At 44.6% G+C, this 16,962-nt stretch carries 14 protein-coding genes; 7 read left to right on the top strand and 7 right to left on the bottom strand.

Translation table 11 applies throughout. From position 1 onward, the window contains the following. The first annotated feature begins 11 nt into the window (after nt 1-11). Complete coding sequence (locus LZG94_RS12985; protein ID WP_233792307.1) at nt 12-905, top strand: 1-aminocyclopropane-1-carboxylate deaminase/D-cysteine desulfhydrase; 894 nt, start codon at nt 12-14, stop codon at nt 903-905. Here LZG94_RS12985 and LZG94_RS12980 read toward each other — a convergent pair. The 3 genes from LZG94_RS12980 to rfaD form a co-directional block, all read right to left on the bottom strand. After that, on the bottom strand, nt 895-3,165 hold the full coding sequence (locus LZG94_RS12980) for a cation:proton antiporter (RefSeq protein ID WP_233792306.1): 2,271 nt from the start codon (nt 3,163-3,165) through the stop codon (nt 895-897). The two genes, LZG94_RS12985 and LZG94_RS12980, sit on opposite strands and share 11 nt — an antisense overlap. A gap of 112 nt (nt 3,166-3,277) precedes the next feature. After that, nucleotides 3,278-4,729, bottom strand: coding sequence for a Fe-S cluster assembly protein SufB (gene sufB / locus LZG94_RS12975; RefSeq protein WP_215232395.1), 1,452 nt, complete (start codon nt 4,727-4,729; stop codon nt 3,278-3,280). Nucleotides 4,730-4,918: 189 nt separating this feature from the next. Further along, complete coding sequence (gene rfaD, locus LZG94_RS12970; protein ID WP_233792305.1) at nt 4,919-5,884, bottom strand: ADP-glyceromanno-heptose 6-epimerase; 966 nt, start codon at nt 5,882-5,884, stop codon at nt 4,919-4,921. A gap of 111 nt (nt 5,885-5,995) precedes the next feature. Between rfaD and LZG94_RS12965 the strand changes: the two genes are divergently transcribed. The 3 genes from LZG94_RS12965 (at nt 5,996) to LZG94_RS12955 (ending at nt 8,754) form a co-directional block, all read left to right on the top strand. Beyond that, nucleotides 5,996-6,415, top strand: a complete 420-nt coding sequence (locus LZG94_RS12965; RefSeq protein ID WP_215232393.1) for a 6-carboxytetrahydropterin synthase — start codon at nt 5,996-5,998, stop codon at nt 6,413-6,415. Then, a complete protein-coding gene (gene lpxB / locus LZG94_RS12960) occupies nt 6,412-7,518 on the top strand; it encodes a lipid-A-disaccharide synthase (RefSeq protein ID WP_233792304.1) in 1,107 nt (368 codons plus the stop codon). The genes LZG94_RS12965 and lpxB overlap by 4 nt, the downstream gene beginning before the upstream one ends. A 93-nt stretch (nt 7,519-7,611) precedes the next feature. Beyond that, nucleotides 7,612-8,754 (top strand): TlpA disulfide reductase family protein, encoded by a 1,143-nt coding sequence (locus tag LZG94_RS12955; protein ID WP_233792303.1) that lies wholly within the window; start codon nt 7,612-7,614, stop codon nt 8,752-8,754. Between the two features lie 2 nt (nt 8,755-8,756). Here LZG94_RS12955 and LZG94_RS12950 read toward each other — a convergent pair whose 3' ends face one another. The 4 genes from LZG94_RS12950 to LZG94_RS12935 form a co-directional block, all read right to left on the bottom strand. Further along, the gene (locus LZG94_RS12950) at nt 8,757-9,353 is read right to left on the bottom strand and encodes a Uma2 family endonuclease (RefSeq protein WP_233792302.1); all 597 of its coding nucleotides are present in this window, start codon (nt 9,351-9,353) and stop codon (nt 8,757-8,759) included. A gap of 54 nt (nt 9,354-9,407) precedes the next feature. After that, the gene (locus LZG94_RS12945; RefSeq protein WP_233792301.1) at nt 9,408-10,661 is read right to left on the bottom strand and encodes an asparagine synthetase B; all 1,254 of its coding nucleotides are present in this window, start codon (nt 10,659-10,661) and stop codon (nt 9,408-9,410) included. Nucleotides 10,662-10,785: 124 nt separating this feature from the next. Further along, entirely contained in the window at nt 10,786-12,495 is a 1,710-nt protein-coding gene (locus LZG94_RS12940; protein WP_233792300.1) for a hypothetical protein, read from the bottom strand. A gap of 71 nt (nt 12,496-12,566) precedes the next feature. Continuing rightward, nucleotides 12,567-14,171 (bottom strand): amidase, encoded by a 1,605-nt coding sequence (locus tag LZG94_RS12935; protein ID WP_233792299.1) that lies wholly within the window; start codon nt 14,169-14,171, stop codon nt 12,567-12,569. A 306-nt stretch (nt 14,172-14,477) separates the two neighbouring features. On the opposite strand from LZG94_RS12935, the gene LZG94_RS12930 reads away from it, so the two are divergent. The 3 genes from LZG94_RS12930 to LZG94_RS12920 all read left to right on the top strand — a co-directional run bounded on the left by LZG94_RS12930 (nt 14,478) and on the right by LZG94_RS12920 (nt 16,567). Continuing rightward, nucleotides 14,478-14,663, top strand: a complete 186-nt coding sequence (locus LZG94_RS12930) for a hypothetical protein (protein WP_233792298.1) — start codon at nt 14,478-14,480, stop codon at nt 14,661-14,663. Between the two features lie 140 nt (nt 14,664-14,803). Then, the gene (locus LZG94_RS12925; protein WP_233792297.1) at nt 14,804-15,784 is read left to right on the top strand and encodes an FAD:protein FMN transferase; all 981 of its coding nucleotides are present in this window, start codon (nt 14,804-14,806) and stop codon (nt 15,782-15,784) included. Between the two features lie 168 nt (nt 15,785-15,952). Continuing rightward, the gene (locus LZG94_RS12920) at nt 15,953-16,567 is read left to right on the top strand and encodes a TetR/AcrR family transcriptional regulator (protein WP_233792296.1); all 615 of its coding nucleotides are present in this window, start codon (nt 15,953-15,955) and stop codon (nt 16,565-16,567) included. Nucleotides 16,568-16,962 lie beyond the last annotated feature (395 nt).

The following is a 16,962-nucleotide window of genomic DNA, read 5'->3' as shown; positions in this document are numbered from 1 at the left end:
TACCAATTTTAGTGGATTTACTTCTTCCTTCTCCGCCCACGCCTTTGCAGGAACTGCACGATCATTTGTTTGAAAAAGCAGCTGTGCGCCTCTTTGTAAAACGCGACGACCTGATTCACCCGGAGGTATCCGGCAACAAATGGAGGAAGCTAAAATATGTATTGCAGGATGTTTTGGTATGTGAAAAGGACACGGTACTCACATTTGGCGGCGCTTATTCGAACCATTTATATGCGCTCGCGGCTGCGGGGAAGGAATTGGGGTTAAAAACAATAGGTATAGTAAGAGGCGAGAAGCCGGAGGAAGAAAGCGCGACTTTGCAATTTTGCAGACAAAAAGGAATGGAGCTGCATTTCGTTTCACGCGAAGAATATAGGTTAAGGGATTCTGCCGAATATTTGTCTGCGCTTGAAAGCAGGTTTGGAGCTCCCTATATCGTCCCGGAAGGCGGAACAACCACGTTGGCGCTGCCGGGAGTTGCCGAATTAGTGGCAGAGGTAGAAGAACAGTTGCCGACAGTGGCCGTTTATTATTGCGTAGCAGCAGGTACGGGTGGTACTGCGGCTGGGCTACTATCAGCCGGTGCGGATGTAGTGGCATTTTCAGCTTTAAAAGGAGGCGACTTTCTGAAAGCCGATATTCTGGATCTGACTCGGGAAATAGCAAAAACGGGGACATTGGATTTGCAAACTGGGTACCATTTTGGAGGTTATGCTAAATACAATGCCGAACTGCTTGGTTTTATTGCCGATTTCAAAGCCAGATTCGGGATTCAATTGGAGCAGGTGTATACTGGCAAAATGTTCTACGGACTCTTTGATATGATCCGCAAAGGACATTTCTCGGAAGGTTCAACAATAGTGGCTGTTCATACCGGCGGACTGCAAGGTTTGCTCAGGAAATAACGGGTGATATTGTTTCCTCGCTGCTGCTTTTGGTGTTTACAAATTCTTTGATCAGTTCGCGGTCTCCGGCGATCCAGAGTACATCCTGATTTTCAATGATCATTGACGAATCCGGGTTTAGAATTCGCTCGCCATTTCGTTCCAAACCGACGATCATGCCCCGGGTTTTTTCACGTATCCCGCTGTTTCTGATATTTTTTCCCCTGATATTATACTCATTTTTTACCTCGATCCGCTCCAATACAATAGTATCTTCATTCGCCAGGTAAACATCTCCGCTTGTACTGATTTCCACATGTCCGCGGAACATATCAAGCTGATCATCCGTCCCGATTACCTCAATGCGGTCGCAGGGATATAGGACTTCGGTGGGTTTGGGTAAATAGATCGTTTTGCTACCTCTTTCGATCAACACCACATTGATACCGAAATTTTCCCTGATTTTTAGCTCCTGCAATGTTTTGCCGATTAAACTGGAATCGGCGCTAACTTCCAGGAAGGCGAAATGTGCGTCCCAGGGAAGCAATATCCTTTTAGATTTTCCGCTGCCTTCCAATTGCCGTGCATTGAGATTTTGCAAAAACCGGTCTTCAATTTTGCTATAAAACAGTTGTAGCCTCCTGTAAAATATAGCAAAACCAAGCATCATAATGCCGCCGGCGATAGCCAGTGCAGTGGGTGTCGCAAAAAACGAGCTCAGCAGAAAGCCCATTAGCAGAATAGCAACAAGCACGCGCGACAGTTCCAGCAATAGCAACGGGCCGCGACTGAATTTACGGCTAAGCCAGATTGCAGAATACGCTTTTCGGTTAGATCTTTTGAAAATAAGAGCCCACAGAAAAGGCGAAATCAGTAGGAAAGTAATCGCGAAAAGTACCGAATTGGTAATGTAATTTTCCGGTACCAGCCTATGCAGCTGATCGGCAAGCTGGCGGGAAGCGGCCAAAACGATCCCGATCACAACCACAGAGTTTAAGACAACAGTCTGGGCATAGGATTTCAATATTTCCTGCCAGTGCGTGGTTTGCGTGATCGTTTCAGTACTTGTACTGTATCGGTTTAAATAGTGCCTCCATTTTTCCGGTAGTTTCCGCTCGAACCAGTTGTAAAACGGCTCGGAGGCCCTCATCATATAAGGCGTAGTAAATGTCGTGATCACCGACACGCCCACCGCAATAGGGTAGAGAAAGTCGCTCGTTACGTTAAGTGAAACGCCCAGCGTCGCGATAATGAAGGAGAATTCGCCGATTTGAGAAAGGCTCATTCCCGATTGCATTGACTTTTTGAGAGGCTGCCCCGAGATAACAGCGCCCATCGTGACAAACATGGTTTTACCCAAAATCACTACAAAAACCAAAATCATCGTAGGAATTGCGTATTGAACCAGCAGCCCCGGGTTGATCAGCATTCCCACAGATATAAAGAATACCGCGCCAAACAGATCTTTCAAAGGTTTCAGCAAATGCTCGATCTTTTCCGCGTGTGTAGTTTCCGCTAATATTGAACCCATTATAAAAGCACCCAATGCGGCAGAAAAGCCGGCTTGTGTAACCAGGAATACCATTCCAAAGCAAAGTGCCACTGAGGTAATCAACACACTTTCATCATTCATTAAATTCCGATACTTCCTTAGCAGCGTAGGAAAAACGAATATGCCGCCCAGAAACCAGATCGTAAGAAAGAAGAAGAGCTTTAATATGGATTGCAAAAGCTCGTAGCCCGCGAATTGCTGACTGATAGACAATGTAGATAGCAAAACCATCAACAATACCGCTGTGAGGTCTTCAATTACGAGGATACCCAGTACGACTCGTGTGAACTTCTGGGTTTTCATGCCCAGTTCGTCAAATGCGCGAAATATGATTGTAGTGGACGAAATCGCAATAATACCGCCCAGAAAAAGGCTGTCTATCTTGCTCCATCCCATTAGTTGGCCGGTCACAAAACCGGTGATGAGCATCATGGTAACCTCAAACAGACCGGTTATAGCGGCTGTGTTCCCAACTTTGACGAGCTTTTTAAAACTAAACTCAAGACCTAAATTGAACAGCAAGAAAATCACCCCGATCTCCGCCCAGATCTCGATGGTTTTAATATCGGTGATGGTTGGGAAAAGGTGAAAATTAGGACCTACAAGTAATCCGGCCAAAATATAACCCAACACGATTGGCTGCTTCAACTTTTTGAAAATAAGGGTAATGATACCCGCCATCGTGAGTATTAGAGAGAGGTCTACAATTAGTTGCGGAACATGCGTCATGTAAAGGGTACTTGTTGATGTATTGTACTTAGAAAGGTCAATAAAATACAAAAAGCCTATGATAAATCAAAGGCTTCTTGTGTATTGATGCAGAAATTACGGGATGTTGTGATTACCCTACACTTCCTTCCAGGCTGATTTCCAGTAGCTTTTGAGCTTCAACTGCAAACTCCATCGGAAGCTGGTTGAGAACTTCTTTGGCGTAACCGTTAACGATCAATGCAACTGCCTGCTCGGTAGGAATACCGCGCTGATTACAGTAAAAAAGGATATCCTCACCGATTTTCGAAGTCGTCGCTTCGTGCTCTACTGTGGCCGAAGGATTGTTGACTTCAATATAGGGGAATGTATGCGCGCCGCATTTGTCACCCAGCAACAGGGAATCACATTGCGAGAAGTTACGCGCTTTTTCAGCTCTTTTGAAAACCTGTACCAATCCGCGGTAAGAGTTCTGACTTTTACCAGCAGATATACCTTTTGAAACGATCCGGCTTTTGGTATTTTTTCCGATATGGATCATTTTAGTACCGGTATCAGCCTGCTGCATATTGTTGGTCACAGCTACTGAATAGAACTCGCCGATCGAATTATCACCTTTCAGGATCACAGATGGATATTTCCAGGTAATTGCAGAACCGGTTTCAACCTGTGTCCAGGAAATTTTAGAACCGCGGCCGTCGCAAAGTCCGCGTTTGGTTACGAAGTTATAAATACCGCCTTTTCCATCTTTATCGCCTGGGTACCAGTTCTGAACGGTCGAGTATTTTACATTCGCATTTTCATGCGCAAAGATCTCAACTACCGCAGCGTGTAACTGATTCTCGTCCCGCATTGGAGCAGTACAGCCTTCGAGGTAGCTCACGTGGCTATCATCGTCACCAATGATCAGCGTACGTTCAAACTGGCCAGTTCCTGCCGCATTGATTCGGAAGTAAGTGGAAAGCTCCATCGGGCAGCGAACACCTTTTGGAATGTACACAAATGACCCATCGGAGAATACAGCTGAATTCAATGCAGCATAATAATTGTCTTTTGGCGGAACAACCGATCCCAAATATTTTTGAACCAATGCCGGATGTTCACGAATGGCCTCGCTGATGGAGCAGAAAATAATTCCTTTTTCTTTCAGCGATTCTTTGAAAGTTGTAAAAACCGATTCAGAATCCATTACCGCATCGACGGCAATCGAAACACCTGAAAGTCGTTTTTGTTCGTTGAGAGAGATTCCAAGACGTTCAAAAGTGTCGCGCAATTCCGGATCAATGTCATCCAGACTGTCAACTTGTTTTTTCTTTTTAGGCGCCGAATAATATTTAATTGCCTGAAAATCGATTTTTGGATAATGAACATTCGGCCACTTGGGTTCAGCCATTGTGAGCCATAAATGATAAGCTTTCAAGCGCCACGCAAGCATCCATTCCGGTTCATTTTTTTTGGCTGAGATAAACCTGACGATATCATCATTGAGCCCCGGAGGAGCCTCATCCGCCTCAATATCAGTTACAAATCCATATTTATATTCCGAACTGGTGATTTCCTCCAACAATTCATCTTCTTTGCTCATAGTCTTAAATTTATCACGCTGTGTTTGGTAATTAGGTAACACAGAGAAGTGTTATTGAGTTTAATCAAGGGTTAAAAATACGCAAAAATGTGGACTTACCCGGCTATACCCCTAAATCCCCTGAAGGGGACTTTTGCGATCTGCAAGTCCCCTTCAGGGGATTTAGGGGTGTCCAGGGGATTTAGGGGTCTACAAATAGCTCCCGGAAGCAAGATAATTCTCCACGTAATCGGCAACACCTTCTTCCAAAGTACTGAATGGACGATCGTAACCGATCGAGCGAAGTTTGCTCATATTTGCTTCAGTGAAATACTGGTACTTGTCGCGGATATCTTCCGGCGTATCGATATACGAAATGTCCGGTGTCTTGTCCATCGCGACGAACGTGTTGGTCACCAGGTCTTTGAAAGTACGCGCCTGTCCGCTCCCTAGGTTGTAAATACCTGAATTTTTGCGGTGGTGCATGAAGAAAATACAGACGTCGATCAGATCTTTTACGTATATGAAATCGCGCATTTGCTCTCCATCCTTAAATTCCGGGTTATGCGAACGGAAAAGTTTCATTTTCTCCGTTGCTTTGATCTGGTTGAAAGCGTGGAATATTACGGAAGCCATTCTGCCTTTGTGGTATTCGTTTGGACCGTATACGTTGAAGAATTTCAGTCCAGCCCAGAAAAACGGCTTCTTTTCCTGCTTTAATGCCCAGATATCAAATTCATTTTTAGAATCTCCGTACGGATTCAGCGGTTTCAGTTGATCCAGTGTAGTCTCATCATCATCGTATCCATTTTCTCCCAAACCGTAAGTGGCTGCCGAAGAAGCATAAACCAGCGGAATTTGATAGGCTACACATTTCTCCCAGATCGATTTAGAGTAGTTTACATTCAGTTCATCGAAAATTTCCTTATCGAATTCCGTCGTATCCGTGCGGGCGCCAATGTGGAATATAAATTCAATATCACGGCTGTTCGCGTCGATCCATTCAAACAGCGAATCCCTCTCCACTTTTTCCTTGATAGTCTTACCTTCCAGGTTTTCTGCTTTTTCAATTTTTGAAAAATCATCCACTGCAATAATGCTCTGAAAGCCGTCCTGATTGAGGCGGCTTATCAATCCGCTACCGATAAATCCGGCTGCTCCTGTTACGATAATCATGGGAAGAATGTATGTTAAAAGGATTCTTTTTACTGATACGCTTGTTGAACTGCAAAACTACGGATACAAAATGTAATTTTGCATCCGATTTCCCAAGTGCAAAGAAGTTTTATGATTTACGTAACCAGAAAAGAGCATTTCAACGCAGCTCACCGGCTTTTTAATCCGGCATGGTCAGAAGAGAAGAACCAGGAGGTATTTGGCCCTTGTGCAAATAATAATTGGCACGGGCACAATTTTGAGCTGATTGTTACTGTAAAAGGCAAGCCCGACCCCGACACCGGATTCGTGATCGACCTGAAAGTGCTCGGTGATATCGTGAAGGAAAAGATTGTAGATAAAGTAGATCATAAAAACCTGAATCTGGACGTAGATTTCATGGCTGGTAAAATGGCCTCCTGCGAAATTTTCGTGACTGAAATCTGGAAAATACTTGCCCCTGCTATCGAGAATGTAGCACCAAACTCCCGGCTGCATTACATTAAACTGATCGAGACCCCCAAGAATTTTGTCGAATACTACGGGGAATGAAATACTATCTCATTGCCGGAGAGCGTTCGGGTGACTTACACGGTTCCAATCTTATCAAAGGGATTAGGGCAAACGATGAAGACGCTGTTTTTCGGGGTTGGGGTGGAGATTTAATGCAGGCGGAAGGATTAGACCTTGTTACCCACTATAAAGACACTGCTTTCATGGGGTTCCTGGAAGTAGCGATGAACCTCCACAAGATTTCCGGGTTTTTGAAAAAATGCAAAGCTGATATTCTCCAATACCAGCCCGATGCATTGGTCCTGATCGATTACCCCGGCTTCAACCTGCGCATCGCTGCCTTCGCCAAACAGAAAGGCATCAAAGTCTTCTATTATATCTCCCCGAAAGTGTGGGCCTGGAACCAGAAACGCGCCTGGAAAATCAAACAGAATGTGGATCACATGTTCGTGATCTTTCCATTTGAGATCGATTTTTATAAAAAATTCGATTACAAAGTTGATTACGTGGGTAATCCACTGATGGACGCAATTACCAGCTTCACTCCAGATCCTGATTTTAGAAAAAAGAATAACCTGGAAGAAGACCGGCCTGTTATCGCATTATTGCCTGGCAGCCGGCACCAGGAAATTGTGAGTATGCTGGAAATTATGCTGAAAGCCCAGCCGCATTTCCCTGAATATCAGTTTGTAATAGCTGGTGTAAAAAACCTGCCCGAATCTCTGTATGCAAATGTGGATGTTTCGGGTAAATCGATAGTTGTGTATGAAAGTACTTACGATCTGCTTCACGTCGCTGCGGCTGCCTTGGTAACTTCGGGCACAGCTACATTAGAAACGGCACTTTTCCAGGTACCGGAGGTGGTTTGCTACAAGACAAGCGGCTTTTCGTACGCAATAGCTAAACGATTGATCAGGGTTCCCTTTATTTCACTGGTTAATCTGATCATGGAAAAAGAAGTCGTGCGGGAATTAATCCAGTCGGATCTGAATGAAAAACTGATCGTAGAAGAGCTGCGCGCTATACTGCCAGGTGGAGCAAAACATGAAACGCAGGTTCAGGATTATTTGAAATTGAAAGAATTAGTAGGAGGTCCGGGCGCCTCGGAATATGCAGGTAAGCTAATTGTCGCGTATATATAACTTTATTTTATATAAAATTAAGTTTGTTTTTTGTAACTTTTGTTATATTTGAGAGGTATTGCTTTGATTGATTCACCTTAATCTGCTTCTCAAATGGAAACATCATCAACTAATTCCGCTCGCGCAAAATCGTGGTCACTCGCTTTATTGCTTGCACTCGTCATCCTTGGAGGTTGCGCCAAATCTACTGACGACAAAGTCACAATCACAGGCGACCTCGATACTTCCGACTCATTTTTAGAAGGGAAAAAACTCTATCTCGGTAATGTAAGTACCCGCAATTTCCAGGACTCTGCAATTGTGAAAGATGGGAAATTCAGTTTTTCTATGAGTCCGGTGAAGGAATTCCGTGCATTTCCATCAAGTATTCTTTATGCAACAGGCAATCCCAAAGAACCATACAAGTTGATCGGGATCAAAAATCCATTCTTTTCCAAGACGGTGGAAAGCACTTTTTTTCTGATGCGGGGAAAAACGGACTTCAAAGCTGCTCCGGATTTTGTCCCCAATAAAAATGAAAAGGTGTTGCTGTTAATCGACAAGCTAAATGTCGATACTGAGGTCGCTTTCAGGCATTTATCTTTCAAATCAAAACCGGAGCAGACAGACGGGAATAAGAAGTACAATGCCGGTTTGGTCAAAAAATATCCGGGTTCGATGGGTTTGTTGAGTCAGCTTGTGTGGAGCAAAACTGTTCTGCCAGAGTCAGAGCTGACCGAATTAGCCGAATTATTTGATCAGGAATTGAAAACTACTCAGGCATATTTAGATATCAAATCTTACCTGAAATTCAACAATAAAGGCTCGGGTTTCCCCAAAGACATTCTCTTGAAAAAGCCGGATCAGGGCTTGACTTCCGCGGTTCTGAATCCGGAAAATAAACACAAACTGGTAGTTTTCTGGGCCAGCTGGTGCGGACCTTGCCGGCAGGAAATTCCCCAGATTAAAACGCTGGAAAGCAAATACAAAGACAAGCTGAATATCGTCAGTATCTCCATTGACAACGACGAAAGTGCCTGGCAAAAAGCATTGGAAAAGGAAAATATGCCCTGGTCGCAATTTTTGGCACTAGCTGATTCTTCGCGGATCAAGCTGGACAAAAGATATAACCTTCAATCCATTCCGGTCTGGATCCTGCTTGACGGGGAAAACAATCTGGTAGAGCGGCAGGTAGGTTATGAAACTGGCAAGAATAGCATCGACCGCAAAGTAGCTGCCCGGCTCAAAACGATTTAAAGCTATTGAAATACTTCTTCGAGGTCGATTTTAAGATCGGGGAAAATGGTGGAGCTAAGTGAATGCATTGCAGGCGGCAAACCAACATATTTACTTTCCTCATTTAAAACATATATCAAAACTGCACTTTTCTGTGGATCGACTATCCAGTATTCACGGACACCACAATCCTGATATAGCTTGAACTTACTGTTCATTTCCTTTTCAGAATTACCTGGTGAAAGAATTTCGATCATGAGGTCAGGAGCGCCGATGCAACCTCGGCTATCCAGTTTTTTACTGTCACAAACAATGCACAGATCAGGTTGGACTACGGTATAAATATCTTGATTTGAGAGGTCAGACCTTTTAGTATCAAACAGCCGGACATCAAATGGTGCACTGAACAAATCGCAGCTACTACCTTTGAAATGAATATAAAGTGCGCCTAATAACCGGGTGGAAATGCGTTGATGCGCGGTATTCGGCGCCGGCGACATCCTGAAAATCTTCCCTCTGATAATTTCAATCCGCTCCTTGATTCGCCATTTCAAATAATCAGCGTAGGTGTAAGTACCCTCTAAGTCGAGTTGATTAATATCGGTTATCGTCGCTTGCATAGTATGTCGTTTCTACAAATCTAACAAAACGCGAAATAACAGCTACTAGACTTCTCACGTTTTCCTTTTCTTCTTCCTCGCAGAAGGAAACAGTACATTATTCAAAATCAAACGATAACCCGGCGAATTTGGGTATAAATTCAAGTCGGTAGGCATTCTGCGGCCGCCGCCTCCGCGGCCCTCCGGGTCGTGGCCGCCGTAGAAAGTCCATTGTCCCCGGCCGAGTTCTCCGTAAATATACCGGTCCGACGAGCTGCTGGTTCCCATGATCAGCGAGCTGGGCTTAACAGTGTTTTTAGAGAATGCCGTAGTTTGTCCAAAAAACTCGCGGATCAGATTTTCATGGTTTTGCACCAGCATCGCCGGGATCACATCCCATTTGGCCGAAAAATCAAAAAGCGAGAAATACACGTCGCTATCGCCCCAGCCGCGGTACCTGCCCGCCGAAGAATTGATATCGGAAAAATTCATTCCCTCATATTCATCCAGCTGCAATTTGAAATTATGGAATGCAAAGGTCTTCTCGAAATCCAGCTTCGACTGTGCATTCGGGTCAATGCCGTCGCCGTCGAGGTTATCGACAATATCAATACCCTCTGCCGCCAACGCAATATCGAAAGTCTCCGCGCCGGAGCACATTGCGAATAGAAAACCGCCGCCCGCACAAAACTCCTTGATCGCTTTGGCAACTGCCAGTTTCATCTGCGGTACTTTTGCGTAGCCAAACCGGTTGGCGATCGCTTCCTGTGCCTTAATATCTTCTTGGGAAGTGCGCCGGAGGTTTTTGCCAAACTGCCCCGTAAAATCTTCGTGGTGCAAATGCAGCCAGTCATACTTCGGCAAATCACCTTTCAGTATTTCTTCGTCGTAAATTACATCAAACGGAATCTCTGCATATTTTAAAACCAGCAAAACTGCGTCGGTATTTTCAAACTCGGAGGGGCTGATCTTAATAGGCGAATAAACCGCAATTCTGGCCGCCTTATGCAGTTTGACCACATCCATATTGATATTCGGATTGCTGATCTCATTGATCAGCTGCGTACTTGCGGCTTCCGAAATGATCTCGTAAGATATCGCCCGCAGCTTGCATTCGTTCTCAATCGACTTGCTGTACTGGACTTTAAAACTGCCTCCCCGATAATTCAGCAGCCACTCTACGTCGATATCCCCTTTTAGCAAAATATACGCAAGTCCGTACGCTTTCAGGTGATTGGTTTGTGACTTATCCATCGGAATAAGTAGCTGATTAGCCAGACAAACCTGTGAAAAAAGCACCAGGAATAGGATAGAAGTCTTTTTCAGCATAGCGACAGACGTTTTGTAATCCGGGACTTTATCAAAAAGCGGAGGGGCGTAATCAAATTTAATGAATATCAATCACATAAAGTAGCTGTTTTTCAGGTTTTTAATAGGTGAATAAAAGGGATATTTACCTAAAACGAATTACATGTTTGAAAGGGGTAAAGCCTGTGATGAAGACGGTAGGAGCTTCCATAATCGGAAGTGCGCCCCTCAATGCAATATTTTTATGCAAAGCCAGCCCCGGCCCGAACGAAATCACATCATCGTTGAAACGATAAGTTCCGGTACCCTCTTTAAGAAGCCACGCATCTTTAGTGTTTTCGATCTTCGTTACTCCCTGCAACTCGCCGCCCGGTCGGAATATCAGTTCAAGCGCAGCGGGTACGCGCTCTGTTCCATTAGTCGTGATTTCAATCGCCATTCCGTCTTCGGTTTCCAAAATGGTCACTTTGGTTTCCAAAAGCTGAATCTCACTTTGCGGGCGGTAGGTTTTCGGCATTTTTTCCCAGTCACCGTCAGGGGCGATCGATTCTTTTGGATAAGGTTGATAGTAGGGCCCGTCGAGTTTCTGGATCAATTCCCAGGTATTTCCTTTTTCATTGACTTTCTCAGATTGAAACTGGCCTTTTCCAAAAAACGAAGAGGCAAATCGCACTCCCTGCAAAACTGCATTGCCTTTCATGAAAGTGAAAAACACCGGATTATTCGCGATCAGCGTGCTATCACGATTGTTTCTCCGGATCCGCACGAGACCCGAATTCGGGAACGTTTTGACATAGCTTATCGGAAAAGGCTTCTCAGCCGGCAACTCTGCCCAAAGTGAAGGATCATTGAGGAAATAGTCGATAAAAGAGCCCGTTTTCTCGCCGGCAGTTTTTTCTATCATCCTGCACATTGCAGCGTATTGCGGGTTTTTGTCCTTAATAGCGAGGTACCGGTAGGGATAATAGTAGTTTTCCATTGTTCCAATTACCGCCTTATCCTGCCGCCCCGAAGCGTCGGTGACCACTTCTCCGTTCGGATGCACATAATACATCGTCATATTCAGGTTCTTGCGCACATTATCCAGCAGCTCCGGTTTATTCATTCCCTTCGCCACGGTGATCAGGATCCGGTCGGAAAGTGAAGAATAAATAAATGTGCTTTTTTCATTATACTGTCCGTCCGCGTCAATATCAATATGTTCGCCGAGCCACTGCTCGATACGTGCCACATATTTTGGGTTTGGCCAAAGTTCGTTCAGCTTGGTCAATGCGGCGCAAACTACCCAGCGGTGATTGGGCGTATGTATTCCGCCCACACTCAACGCATTGCCGCCCCGGATCAGGAAGGTTTTCAGATTTTCGAGTAATTTCTCGACGCCCGGAGTGCCCGAATTTTTGATTGATGCATAAGACATTGTCAGTCTTTTGACCAAAAAACCGGTGTCCGGCGTAGAGTGGAAATTGGTGGAAAGCAAGTCGATCGTACCGTCTTCGTGCTGCGTTTTGATCAGGTATTGAGCCGCCAGGTTCATACTGTCGACCAGCTCGGTCGACCGGTAGTACTTGGAAGTAGGTGAAAAAAGGCCGGAAGCTCCGTATTGGATCAGTGCAGAGGTACTGTGTGGGTTCAATAGGTCAAATCCATCCCTGAGCCCGCCCAGATCTTCGCTATTCTTGTCCTTGACCTGAAAAGTCAGCAGTGACTCAATACTTTTATCAGTTCGGCTAGCCATTGCAGCCAGCCAGGGCGGCATTTTGTCCGCGGTATTTTTTGTTGAAATAAAAGCCGGGGCGACTACCGGCATCGAACAAATAGCAAGTGCACTATTTTTGACAAACTCTCTTCTATCCATGAAATTGATTGATTCTATTCAGGATAAAAAGAACTTTCGGCGCGCCTGCTACTATTTATTATATGCAAAAGTCAATTTTTGCCTATCGAGGGAAGAAATTTAGGTGCTACTCTGTGTTTAGAAACCTGTTCATAAGCATAAGCAATACCGATCAGCTCCGGCTCGCTGAATGGTTTTCCAAGAAACGATAAACCTACCGGAAGATCATTCAAATTGCCCATTGGGACAGTAATAGATGGAAATCCAGAAATAGCGGCTGGGCCGTAGGAACCATAACCCGTCCAGAAATCACCATTTACAGGATCAATGCACCACGCAGCGCCGGTAGCCGGTCCGCAGAGTGCGTCGAGGTTATTTTTCTCAAATTCCTTTTCCAGTAAACCGGCTACTTTATTTATTTTTTCCAATGCAGCCTTGTATTCCTTACTATTCAAATCTCCTTTTGCCTGCGAACTTTCAAAAAGCTCCTGCTTAAAAAACGGCATTACTTCCGCCTCATTTGTCTTGTTAAATGCGATCAGCGCTTCCAGTGACTTGACTTTTGCATTGGAACCCGCCAAATACTTATTGATCCCGTCTTTAAACTCAAACTGAAGTAAAGTCGATTCCGCTCCATCGACGTCCTGCGTTTCCATAAAATCAACTTCAACGATCACCGCTCCCTGGCTACGCAAATGCGCCAGCGCTTTGCTGATCAGGTTATCTACACCTTCATGTTTATCCAGAAAAGTTTTTTCAACTCCGACCCGTTTTCCTTTCAACCCATCGGCGCTCAGGAATTTCGTGTAGTCGGCAGGGAATGCGGTTTCGCTGGTATGTCTGCCCGGATCATTTGGGTCAACGCCCGCCAGCGCGCCCAGCAATGCAGCTGCGTCGCTAACTGTCCTGCCAATTGGGCCGGCGGTATCCTGGGTCTTTGAAATTGGGATAATTCCAGACCGACTCACAAGTCCGACCGTCGGCTTGATACCCACAACGCCATTCATCGAAGATGGACACGCAATTGATCCGTTTGTCTCGGTGCCTACCGCCACTGCGCAAAGATTTGCAGATACCGCCACACCCGAGCCAGAGCTTGATCCGCACGGGGAGCGGTCGATCACGTAAGGATTTTTGGTTTGTCCGCCCCGGCTGCTCCATCCGCTTGACGAGCGTGAAGAGCGAAAGTTGGCCCACTCGCTCAAATTGGTTTTGCCCAAAATCACTGCGCCGGCGTCACGTAGGCGCTTGACAATGAATGCGTCGGCAGCGGCAATATTTCCTTCCAATGCAAGCGACCCGGCGGTAGTCTGCATTTTGTCGGCTGTATTGATATTGTCTTTTATCAGCACCGGAATGCCGTGCATATTTCCCCGGACTTTCCCATTCTTGCGGTCACGGTCCATTGCGTCGGCAATTGCCAGCGCGTCGGGATTAAGCTCTATCACAGATTTCAAGGCCGGTCCGTTTTCATCAATCGTCCTGATCTGGTCCAGGTAGAATTGAGTGAGCTTTCGCGAAGTGAGCTTTCCCTGACCCATCAACCGTTGCATCTCGGGCACCGTCATTTCTTCCAGATTTGATCTCGTATTATCCTCGCCGGCCTGCTGTTCCCGCGGCGTGCATTCCGTGAAAGACAAAGAGATCCCGGAAAGTCCGGCAATAGATGTAAGATGGATAAATGTTCTGCGCTTCATATAGTACTGGTCAGGAAATAGTAAGGTTGCAATATAGAAGTTTAAGGTGATTCGAAGCCGAAGCTATTCCGACAAATCCATATTAGGCTATATACGTTGTTAGAAGCGGTTATTTGTAAATATTATACAATATTACTTATAGTACTTCTTCTACTTTATACTACATTTTACGTGCAAATTCCTGTATATGCCCATTTGAAGTATTAGAATCTTCTTAAAAAATGATAAAATCGTACCAATAATTTCAATGGCACGATTATTTAATTTAACTTTAAGAAGGAAAAGTATCAAATAAATATTGTGATCATGAACGTACTATCAAACATCATATATTATTGTGGGAAGTTTTTCTTTGCAACTATTTTATTCATAGCGATGATCATTTCTACGATCATTTCCCTGCCTTTTATCGGAGTCGGGATGATAAAAGACGCAATGAGTTCACAACATCAGCATGCAGACAGAGACGGTCTTTTTGACTTCCACAGCTGATCAGATATACCGCAATAATATAAAAGGTACGAGCCGGGAGGTTCGTACCTTTTATTTTGTTAGCACTTTGAAACTCTGTTTTCTCTTCAAAAATGGGCTAAATGCTGTAATTTTCGGTTTAATTACTTATGAATTTCTGCATGAAAAATGGTTTAATTCTGGTTTTTATACTGATTATCAGCCTATCTGACTCAGTTTTTGGTCAGGAAAAACGGTATAGTTTTGAGAAGGGCTTAATGGGTTCTCCATTTAAATTGGTGGTATATGCCCCGAACGATTCCATTGCTGAGCTTGCCGCTGCAAAAGCTTTTGGCAGGGTAGAGGAGCTGAACGAAATTATGAGCGATTACCGCGACGGCAGCGAAATCAACCGGCTTTCGGCCCAGTCGGGAAGTGGAAAGTGGGTACCTGTCAGCAAAGATCTTTTCGATATTCTGGCTGTTTCACAATTAGTGAGTAAAAAAACCCAGGGTGCATTTGACGTAACGCTCGGGCCGGTCGTGCAAATGTGGCGACACGCAACCCGGAAAGGAATTTTTCCGGCCAAAGAAGAAATTGCCGCCGCCATGCAGAAAACGGGATATTCAAAAATGAAGCTGAACCGTAAAGCGAGCAGTGTGCTACTGACCCAGAAAGGAATGCGACTGGATATTGGCGGCCTTGGAAAAGGATTTGCGGCCGAAGAGGCGATCAAAGAAGTTAAAAAACTGGGCATTACGTCCGCAATGATGGACGCCGGCGGGAAAATCGTCCTCACAAATCCTCCTCCCGGCACCGACGGTTGGAATATTAATATCTCAAACGGAAGCGATTCCCTGAAAGCGCTCAAACTTTCCAACATTTCCCTGGCCACCTCCGGCCCTACATATAGGTATATGGAATACAACGGAGTGAGGTATTCGCATATCGTCGATCCGGTAACCGGCATCGGGCTGCTTTTTCACGTACGTACCACCGCAATTTGTCCAAACGGTACAATTTCCGACGCGCTCGCAACTGCATTCAGTGTAGCGGGTATTGAAAAGACCAAAAAAATGATCCGCAAATTCCCCCGAACAACCGTTTGGCTGGTTGAAAGAAAGGGTGACCGAGTAGCCGAGTGGAACACCATTAAGCAATAAGCTACTTTGTATTTTTTCCGGATAATCTAAAATTGAATGAATATTTTAAACAATCGTTTAAAATATTCATTTCATACGCTTGTACAATTCAACTTTGCTCCCGACATTTGAAACATATTCCTGGTAAAACCTTGTTTTAAGAACATTACAACCTAACTATTGAACATTGTGAAGTGCGTAAGCGAAAAAAGCGAGGATAAAATCAGAGAGGCGGCGAAACGGGTTTTCCTTAAGAAGGGTTTTGACGGGACAACTTCCCGTGATATTGCCAAAGAGGCAGATATGAATATTGCTTTAACCAACTATTACTTCAGAAGTAAGGAAAAGTTGTTTATGGAAATATTTAAAGATCTGATGGAGATGTATTTCCAGAGTATCATCCTCATCCTGAACAAGCCTATTGACATTAAAACCAAAATTTCGGAGGTGGTTGAAAACAACTATCAAATGATGAAACAGGAGCCAGACCTGGTTATTTTCATCATGAACGAAATTCATAAGGAACCGGAAAGGTTGCTGGTAAAAACGGCGTTGTATCATCAGCTCAAATCAACGCTTTTCAATCAGCAGCTCGACGAGGGCATTGAGACCGGGAAATTGCGACCGATTCGCATTGAGAGTATTCTCCCGTTAATGACAAGCTGCATCGAGTTCCTGTTCTTGGGGAAGGAAATGCACCAGAAAATTTTTAACATGTCGGAGGCAGAGTTTGAAGCTTTTAGCGAAAGTCACAAAGATCATGTGAAAGCGATGATCTGCAATTACCTGATCCTGGAAGACTAAATTTTTGACCTGCTATTAAACGGATATTTAAAATAAACATTTATTTGAAGGTAGATGTCATTTATCCCGGTGGTCAACCGCCGGTAAATTAAGAGTAGGAAGAAATAGGCTCACCGCCCATATTGATCAGCGTTTAGTACAAATTTGAAAACGAAGGTCAATATGTCTGATGAAATTGAGGTGCCGTAAATGGCATGCTCTTTTGTAAGAGAAGTTACCTTTTCGTATACTGGTCAGATTATTCGGGGTTACTCCAAGATTTTGAGCACATTACGAATGGATTCAGTGCCAGCAGGATTTTTGTTTAAAAGTTATCGTGATCGGAAAAGTGCTTTAAAATGTGGTAATGCCCGGTTATGAAAAAATTAGTTGGATAAAGCACGCTGAGATTGCTG

This window comes from Dyadobacter sp. CY343 (assembly GCF_021390335.1).
Taxonomy (GTDB): Bacteria; Bacteroidota; Bacteroidia; order Cytophagales; family Spirosomataceae; genus Dyadobacter.
Note: the sequence above shows the minus strand (reverse complement) of the source record. Positions and strands in the feature narration are given on the sequence as shown.

Excerpts from the sequence above, each read along its gene's own strand:
- LZG94_RS12980 (WP_233792306.1), bottom strand. The coding sequence starts at position 3,165 with ATGACGCATGTTCCGCAACTAATTGTAGACCTCTCTCTAATACTCACG.
- sufB (WP_215232395.1), bottom strand. The coding sequence starts at position 4,729 with ATGAGCAAAGAAGATGAATTGTTGGAGGAAATCACCAGTTCGGAATAT.
- rfaD (WP_233792305.1), bottom strand. The coding sequence starts at position 5,884 with ATGATTATCGTAACAGGAGCAGCCGGATTTATCGGTAGCGGATTGATA.
- LZG94_RS12965 (WP_215232393.1), top strand. The coding sequence starts at position 5,996 with ATGATTTACGTAACCAGAAAAGAGCATTTCAACGCAGCTCACCGGCTT.
- lpxB (WP_233792304.1), top strand. The coding sequence starts at position 6,412 with ATGAAATACTATCTCATTGCCGGAGAGCGTTCGGGTGACTTACACGGT.
- LZG94_RS12955 (WP_233792303.1), top strand. The coding sequence starts at position 7,612 with ATGGAAACATCATCAACTAATTCCGCTCGCGCAAAATCGTGGTCACTC.
- LZG94_RS12950 (WP_233792302.1), bottom strand. The coding sequence starts at position 9,353 with ATGCAAGCGACGATAACCGATATTAATCAACTCGACTTAGAGGGTACT.
- LZG94_RS12945 (WP_233792301.1), bottom strand. The coding sequence starts at position 10,661 with ATGCTGAAAAAGACTTCTATCCTATTCCTGGTGCTTTTTTCACAGGTT.
- LZG94_RS12940 (WP_233792300.1), bottom strand. The coding sequence starts at position 12,495 with ATGGATAGAAGAGAGTTTGTCAAAAATAGTGCACTTGCTATTTGTTCG.
- LZG94_RS12935 (WP_233792299.1), bottom strand. The coding sequence starts at position 14,171 with ATGAAGCGCAGAACATTTATCCATCTTACATCTATTGCCGGACTTTCC.
- LZG94_RS12930 (WP_233792298.1), top strand. The coding sequence starts at position 14,478 with ATGAACGTACTATCAAACATCATATATTATTGTGGGAAGTTTTTCTTT.
- LZG94_RS12925 (WP_233792297.1), top strand. The coding sequence starts at position 14,804 with ATGAAAAATGGTTTAATTCTGGTTTTTATACTGATTATCAGCCTATCT.